General features: G+C 41.2%; 7 protein-coding genes. 4 read left to right on the plus strand and 3 right to left on the minus strand.

Features of this window, described 5'->3' with window-relative positions:
- Positions 1-21 precede the first annotated feature (21 nt).
- Complete coding sequence (locus JW841_02850) at positions 22-1,701, plus strand: hypothetical protein (protein MBN1959862.1); 1,680 nt, start codon at positions 22-24, stop codon at positions 1,699-1,701.
- Positions 1,702-1,769: 68 nt separating this feature from the next.
- A complete protein-coding gene (locus tag JW841_02855; GenBank protein ID MBN1959863.1) occupies positions 1,770-3,839 on the plus strand; it encodes a glycoside hydrolase family 3 protein in 2,070 nt (689 codons plus the stop codon).
- On the opposite strand, the gene JW841_02860 is transcribed toward JW841_02855, so the two are convergent.
- Positions 3,819-4,328 carry a hypothetical protein gene (locus JW841_02860; GenBank protein ID MBN1959864.1) on the minus strand — a complete coding sequence of 170 codons (510 nt, stop codon included), beginning with the start codon at positions 4,326-4,328 and terminating at the stop codon, positions 3,819-3,821. The two genes, JW841_02855 and JW841_02860, sit on opposite strands and share 21 nt — an antisense overlap.
- Positions 4,329-4,460: 132 nt before the next feature.
- Here JW841_02860 and eno point away from each other — a divergent pair, with 132 nt between their 5' ends.
- Both eno and JW841_02870 read left to right on the plus strand, forming a co-directional pair.
- Positions 4,461-5,780 (plus strand): phosphopyruvate hydratase, encoded by a 1,320-nt coding sequence (gene eno / locus JW841_02865; protein MBN1959865.1) that lies wholly within the window; start codon positions 4,461-4,463, stop codon positions 5,778-5,780.
- Positions 5,781-5,966: 186 nt separating this feature from the next.
- Positions 5,967-6,311, plus strand: coding sequence for a PilZ domain-containing protein (locus JW841_02870; protein ID MBN1959866.1), 345 nt, complete (start codon positions 5,967-5,969; stop codon positions 6,309-6,311).
- Positions 6,312-6,360: 49 nt separating this feature from the next.
- Here JW841_02870 and JW841_02875 read toward each other — a convergent pair whose 3' ends face one another.
- Together JW841_02875 and JW841_02880 are read right to left on the minus strand one after the other, a co-directional pair.
- Complete coding sequence (locus JW841_02875; GenBank protein MBN1959867.1) at positions 6,361-6,693, minus strand: polymer-forming cytoskeletal protein; 333 nt, start codon at positions 6,691-6,693, stop codon at positions 6,361-6,363.
- A 161-nt stretch (positions 6,694-6,854) separates the two neighbouring features.
- Positions 6,855-6,998: a hypothetical protein gene (locus JW841_02880; protein ID MBN1959868.1), complete on the minus strand. Its 144-nt coding sequence runs from the start codon at positions 6,996-6,998 to the stop codon at positions 6,855-6,857.
- Positions 6,999-7,098 lie beyond the last annotated feature (100 nt).

The raw sequence follows: 7,098 nt of genomic DNA on the forward strand, positions 1-7,098 counted from the left end.
AAGGCAAAGGCAGGCGTGCTCATGTTGCCTCGCATTATTTCAAGATTACTAGTTGTTTTCTCAATCGCTGGATTAGCTGGGGTAGTGTACTTCTTTATCGATGAGTTTCGCTCATTACGTTACCGCGAGCAAATCGTCAAGCAAACCATTGATATTGCTCAGAAAAATGGGCCTTGTGAGGCTTTAGCCTCATTGCGTAAACTTGGCTCTGATGACGCTGGGGTACAAGACACTATCAATGGACTGCGACGCCGCTTAGTAACTGATGTAACCGGCGAAGAAGATCCAAAAGCCCGAAATGCTTTAGTTTCTGCTGAGCGAGAAGGCATTGTCGATAGCGCCCTATGCGAACAATTACGTTTATCGCATCAGGTAGGCGAGGTGCATCCAGTCTTATCATTTTTACGTTACACCAGAGAAGGAAGTAGCCCCTGTGACGAAGAAACGCGTTTATCTGAAGTTTTAGATGGCTTGGGGTCACATCGCCCCATCATGCTTAGAGCTTTAATGCGCGATGTGCAACAACTTGGTTGTTTATCATCAGAATTAAAAGAAAAAATTGCAATTATGGTTGCTAACATCGCCACTGAAACGCCACTGGTTTTCGATGGTCTTGATGAGCCCCGCATAGCTACTTTTCTTAATGAAAGCGCGCCGTTAGCGGCTGCGCAATTAGGCTGTAAAGCCCAAGCACGCGGCGGTGCTTCAAAACTTGCCAAAGCTATTGGCTGTAGCGACAGCGCAAGACGTGACGTTTTAGTTCATTACCTGGTCGCCAAAGATAAAAAACAACAAGCTAGCACAGCAAACGATGTTGATGAGGTGGTGTTATTATATCAGACTGGCCCCTTCTGTGAAGTAATGGCTGCCTCTGGGGGCGCACTGCGTACTGTAGCTTGCCGCAATCTGACTCTCGCCTCTGATTTAGTAATTGCTGTGGCAATGGAAAAATTATCCTACGGTCATGCTCAAGCTGATCTAATTGCTGGCGTAGTAAATTATAATGGCAAGAATGCCACTATAGAATTCAAGGTCCCCGAACCCGAAATCCAATCATGGTCAGCTTATAATATCGATGGTGAATCTTTAGGTACTGCTCGTCGCGTAGATTTAGCTGCATTGGCAGCTTTGCGTGGTGAAAGTATGCCTGATGACCCATTGCGCAGTTACTGCAAAAAAACCGGGGCAAAATATTGCTATGACGTTGATTGGGCTCATGTTGTTTCAAGAACTCATGGCGTACCAGTAATTTTTTTATCACGACCAACTTCAGTATTTCTTAAAACCGCTGATTTAACTTCACGTGAAGCTGAAAATAACTTTCGCCAAATCTTTGGCCGTGTGCCACAAAAAGACAGCTATTGGCGTATCTATATACTTGCTGATGGTAGTCAGTTGCTTATTGAAGCGAGCGAAACTAATGTCGCGGCTCGCTGGCGCGTCAACAAAACCGCGCCTTGGCAGAAACAAGATATTGGTCACGCTGAGGGCGGAACTAACCCGCCAACAGCTAACTTGTTAGCGGTTCTAGATATTCAACAAAACGGTATACCTTCGTTAGTGTTACGTCGCTCGGCTCATGAAAAAACTGAAAAAAATGATAATGAGCAAAATCAAAATGAAGAATTGCTACTCATGCAATTAGATCAAGGGCAAAATAAATTTGTTATAAAAAATCATTTAACTATTCATGAATATTAATATTTTGAATTACAAAATTCTTTATTAACATAGATTAAAATTGAAAGTCATAGTAAATAGTATTTACTATGAAAAACGCTCATTTGGCCTATATTTACTGCACTTCATTTATAGCTGCGGTATTTTTCTTGTTAATTGTCAACGTTTCTATTGCTCAGGCTTCACCAGAAAATAAATCATATAAAAAAAACACCAGTGCCACAGAGCTTAACAATTCAGCTTTGCGCCACCAGAGTTATTCTGACTGGCCCAAAATAAAAAGCAACATCCCGCTTGATAAAGCTATCGAAGCAAAAATCACTGACATCATCGCCAACATGACCTTGGCCCAAAAAATCGGGCAAATGGTGCAAGCCGATACTGCTAATATTAGCCCTGACGAAGTGCGCCAATATTATATAGGTTCAATACTATCTGGTGGTGATGCTTTTCCGGTTACGGGTAAGACTTCTTTGGTCACCGATTGGTTAAAATTTGCCGATGAATATTGGCAAGCATCAATGTCAACAGATGCAAAAGTCAAAATACCATTGCTCTATGGTATTGATGCAGTTCACGGTCACGCTCGCATTTTTGGCGCCACGGTTTTTCCACACAACATTGCTCTTGGCGCCACTCGCAATCCTGATTTGGTTCGTCGTATTGGTGTTGCTACAGCGATACAATTGCGTGCAACTGGCCATGATTGGACATTTGCTCCTTGCTTAGCTGTAGCACGCGATGACCGTTGGGGCCGCACTTATGAAAGTTTTTCTGAAGATCCCACAATAGCTCGTATATATGGTCAATATATGGTCGAGGGTCTGCAACAAAACATTGACGCAGCAAAAGTTAAAAATGGTGTGTGGTTTAAAGGGGTGATGGCAACCGCCAAACATTTTATCGGTGATGGCAATACCTTAGGTGGGATCGATCAAGGCATTAGCATCTTATCACCTATAGAAATGATAAATATACACGGGCAGGGATACTACGGTGCTCTAGCTGCCGGCGCGCAAAGTGTAATGGCCTCATACAGCAGTTGGGAAACCAAAAAATATAAAATTAATGAAGGCAAAGTACATGGCAGCAAATTATTGTTAACTAAAATTCTTAAAGAAAAAATGGGCTTTGACGGACTGCTAATTTCTGATTGGGATGCCATCGGTCAAGTAGAAGGTTGTACTAATAGTGATTGTGCGCGTGCGGTTAATGCTGGGCTTGATATGATTATGTTATCAAAAGATTATAAAGAATTCATTACCAATACCATCGCCCAAGTTAAAAATGGTGAAATACCCATAGCCCGTATTAACGATGCGGTTACTCGTATATTGCGGGTTAAATTACGCGCCGGGATATTTGCATTGCCTAAACCATCAAAGCGTTATTATGCGGGTGATCCATTACATTTAGTACACCATAAACTCGCGCGTGAAGCCGTAAAACAATCAATAGTACTATTAAAGAATAACAATCATACGCTACCACTAAAACGACAACAAAAAGTTTTAGTAGTCGGTAAAAATGCCAATAGTATTCCCAATCAATGCGGTGGTTGGACATTAACTTGGCAAAACACCAGTAATCGTAACGCTGACTTTCCAAACGGGACAACTATATTAGATGGAATTAAAAAAATCGTCGGCGTAAAAAATGTTACCTATAGTATTGAAGCAAAAAAGGTAGATGTACGTAACTATGATACGGTTATTGCAGTAATCGGAGAAACTCCCTATGCCGAAATGAAGGGGGATATTGGGTTTGGTGAAACACTCGAACATGCTGAACTATATCCTGAAGATATCGGAGTTTTACAGCGCGTTAGTGGCAAAGCCGTACCCGTAGTAACTATCTTTATCTCTGGCCGCCCATTGTATACCAATAAAGAAATTAATCACTCTGATGCTTTTATTGCTGCTTGGCTGCCAGGCACCGAAGGTGCTGCGGTAGCCGAAATGCTTTTTTATTACAACAAAGGGTCTGATGATTTCACTGGCAAACTTCCATTTTCTTGGCCCAAAAACGGGTGCCAAACACCATTAAATATTGGAGATAAAAATTACGACCCACTGTTTGCCTATAATTTTGGACTAAGTCTAAGTGATGATCAGCAGCTTGATAAACTTAAAGAATCTTCAACGGATGGCTGCTTTTGAATTTACCGCGTATTGATCGTCACATTCTGCTGCTTGAGGATAAGTGCCTGTATATTCTAGGTCACTCTCTTTAACCCATACGAGAATTGGAAAGTTTTTTTTCTTCAAACTTTCAGCTATTTTATCAAAGAATTGCACATTAATATAATTTTCACCCTGGTATTTTATTATTAAAGGTTCCCAGGTTAAGGATCTTACTAAAATACCCCTTCCATTTATCGTTCCTCTTGGAATTTCTGTCAAAGACTGTTTTACACTGTTAAACGCTGTTATTGTTGAATTATTTTTAAATAATTTTGTACCTTTCCTAAGCTTATATTCTTTACGACATGCTACATAGGTGACATTTGTCTCAACTCTTCCGACCATACTTAACGTAAAAAGTAAATTTGTTGACGAAATTCCCATTTTATTAACCTGCATGCCAATTCTATCTTTATTTATCGTCAAATATATAAATCTGTTGCGTCTAAAATTAATCGTAATCATTGACGTATACCACCTTGCAATACTATCAGAGCAGTCACGAAACCCAACCGTAAAGCAACAGCCATCCGCGTTGGGTACCTGCAGCGAGTTTAACAGCGCGCTTTTTTAACCTTTCGTTATGGAGGATAAGTGATGTCACAAGTGGTTAATACCAGCGATCTTTCTCTTACAGCCCACCAAGCTCAAGATTCACGTGGTAAACCCACCGTAGAAGTCGAATTAAGCTTAGGTGATATAAAAACAATTGGCGATGTACCGGCAGGTGCATCCAAGGGTGAAGATGAAGCCCAGACTGCCGCAGTGCCAGAGGCAATTAAAGCAGTACAAGAGGTGATATTGCCTTTGTTGCGTTCGGCCAAAGTCGATCTCTCATCTCATGCCAATTTAATAAAACTTGATCGTATGATGATCGCCAAAGGTGGCAATAATTTCCGTGATTTGCCCGCTAATGCAGTAGTACCGGTTTCACGTGCTTTATGGCGTGCTGCTGCCAAGCTCTCTGGGCTTGAACTTTATGCCTATATTCAAAAAAATGAACCTGAATCAATTAGCAGCGGTCGGGTACATTTCTATATGAATATTTTTAATGGTGGCTTGCATGCGCTTAAAAAAGACGCTGGTGAGCAACTTGGTAAAGATCGTATTGATATTCAAGAAATTATGGTTGTACCAGTAGCTGCAAAAACCTATGCAGAAGCCATGCAAATTGGTGAGCGCATCGATCAAGCTCTTAAAACGATTTTAACTAGTAAATTTGGCGCTGCAGCAGTTACCCGTGGTGATGAAGCTGGATTTACCGTTAAAGGCTTAGGTGATAGCACTGAAGCGATTGGTTATGTATTTCAAGCAATTAGCGACGCCGGCCTCAAACCAGGTGCCGACGTTAAACTTGCATTAGACGTTGCTGCAAGTTCATTTTATGACACTAAAAACAACACTTACCTGTTTCAAGGTAAATCGATCAGCACTGCTGAAATGATCAAATACTACATAGGTTTAGTAGAACAATATGCTGGTAAAATTCTCTCAATCGAAGACGGTCTTGCTGAAAACGATTGGGAAGGTTGGACACCGTGGACTGTAGAAATGAAAGAACGCGGTGTTGAGACTATTGGCGACGATCTTTTTGTTACCCAATTACCTCGCCTTGAAAAAGGTATCGATATTAAGGCTGCTTCGGCGATTTTGATTAAGGTTAATCAAAACGGCACTATGACTGGTACTCTTGATGTAATCAAGCGCTCAAAAACTGAAGGTATGGCTTATGTCGTCTCACATCGCTCGGGTGAAACCCTTGATGATACAATTGCTGATTTAGCCTATGCCACTGGCGCTTTTGGCCTTAAAACTGGCGATCCACAACCAGAAGCAGATTTCCCTGATAGTAAAACTTGGGTACGTCGTCGTAAATACCTGCGAATGATTGAGATCGAAAAACTTGATAATAATTAATCAAATAATTTTCGTTTTACTTTGATTTTATTTGAACATTAGTCCAAAAATAATTTCATTACTGTGCCTTACGTCTGCGTGAAAGTGTTGAGCATCTCGTGCAGGCGTGGCACAGTGTATGTATCTGTAATATAATTTTTTTTGGGGGTAGTATTGAGGTATTAGTTGCTTGGCGAGAGTATAAGAATGGCAAGTGAACGTCGCTCGAATTCACGAGTAAATGTTAAACTCTCGGTAAACATTCGCCTATCCGATGGACACTCATTATCTTCAAATCTTATTCGTAATATTAGTCTTGGCGGCGTGTTTATCGAAATGCCTGAACCCTTGGCATTTGGCACTGAAATTTATTTAGAATTTAAATTGCCAGAAACGCCAAGAATTCTAAACTGCAGTGGTTTTGTTGTATGGTCTTCTAAAACCAACCCTGAGCGTTGCCCTGGTAAAATCGGCATAGGGGTCCGTTTAATGGATATTAGCATCAATGAAATTCGTTTGTTACACGAGTTTATTGATGGGCAAGTTGCATAAACCTAAAAATTGGCGAAACCTTTAATTTAAATTGAAATATTACTTTTAGTTAGCCAACTTTCGGCATTTCTATGTGGCCCTTAAATTGAGCACCGTCTTCAATAACAACGCGTGGAGCTCTAATATCACCAATAACACGAGCATTTGCATGGATCTCAACTTTATCTGTAGCAACCATGTTGCCGCGCATTTCACCTTTGATAGTAATATTCTCAGTTTGAATATCCGCTAAGATAACCCCAGTCGATTCAATCACTAAATGCTTCTTTAGTGTAATTTCACCTTCGACGCGCCCCTCAATTATTAGATCTTCTTCACCGTGAAGCTCACCTTTGATGAACAAACCCTGCCCAATTACACCGGCCGTATCCATGTTTGCCATATTGTTTTTTTACCTCCGTGCCCCGGGGTTTTTTCGGTGCATTTTTTTTAATTACATGATGCCGAGGTCTAGACTAGAGTGCAAGCGCCTCGATCAAAGTTGCTTGCTAATTTTGTACGATATAAAGCTTAAATATCAGGGGGTGTCCCTAAATGTTGGACTTAAGAGATTAACGAAAGCCGCGTAAACGATGACCGCGCGCGCAGAAAAATCATGCTGAGGCTTGCTGGTGGCAAGTCGCAGGCAGGATTTTTACGAGTACGCGGTCGTAAGTAGCGGATTTCGTGAAGATCGACGGGAAACATTTTGGGACACCCCCTAATTAGCTGACTCTTGATCTCATCTCTGTAATTGATCGATTTTATTAGGCTTTACTGGATGCCCTCTTTCGAGGGCATGACGTAG

The sequence above is a fragment of the Deltaproteobacteria bacterium genome, assembly GCA_016931625.1.
Lineage (GTDB): Bacteria > Myxococcota > XYA12-FULL-58-9 > XYA12-FULL-58-9 > JAFGEK01 > JAFGEK01.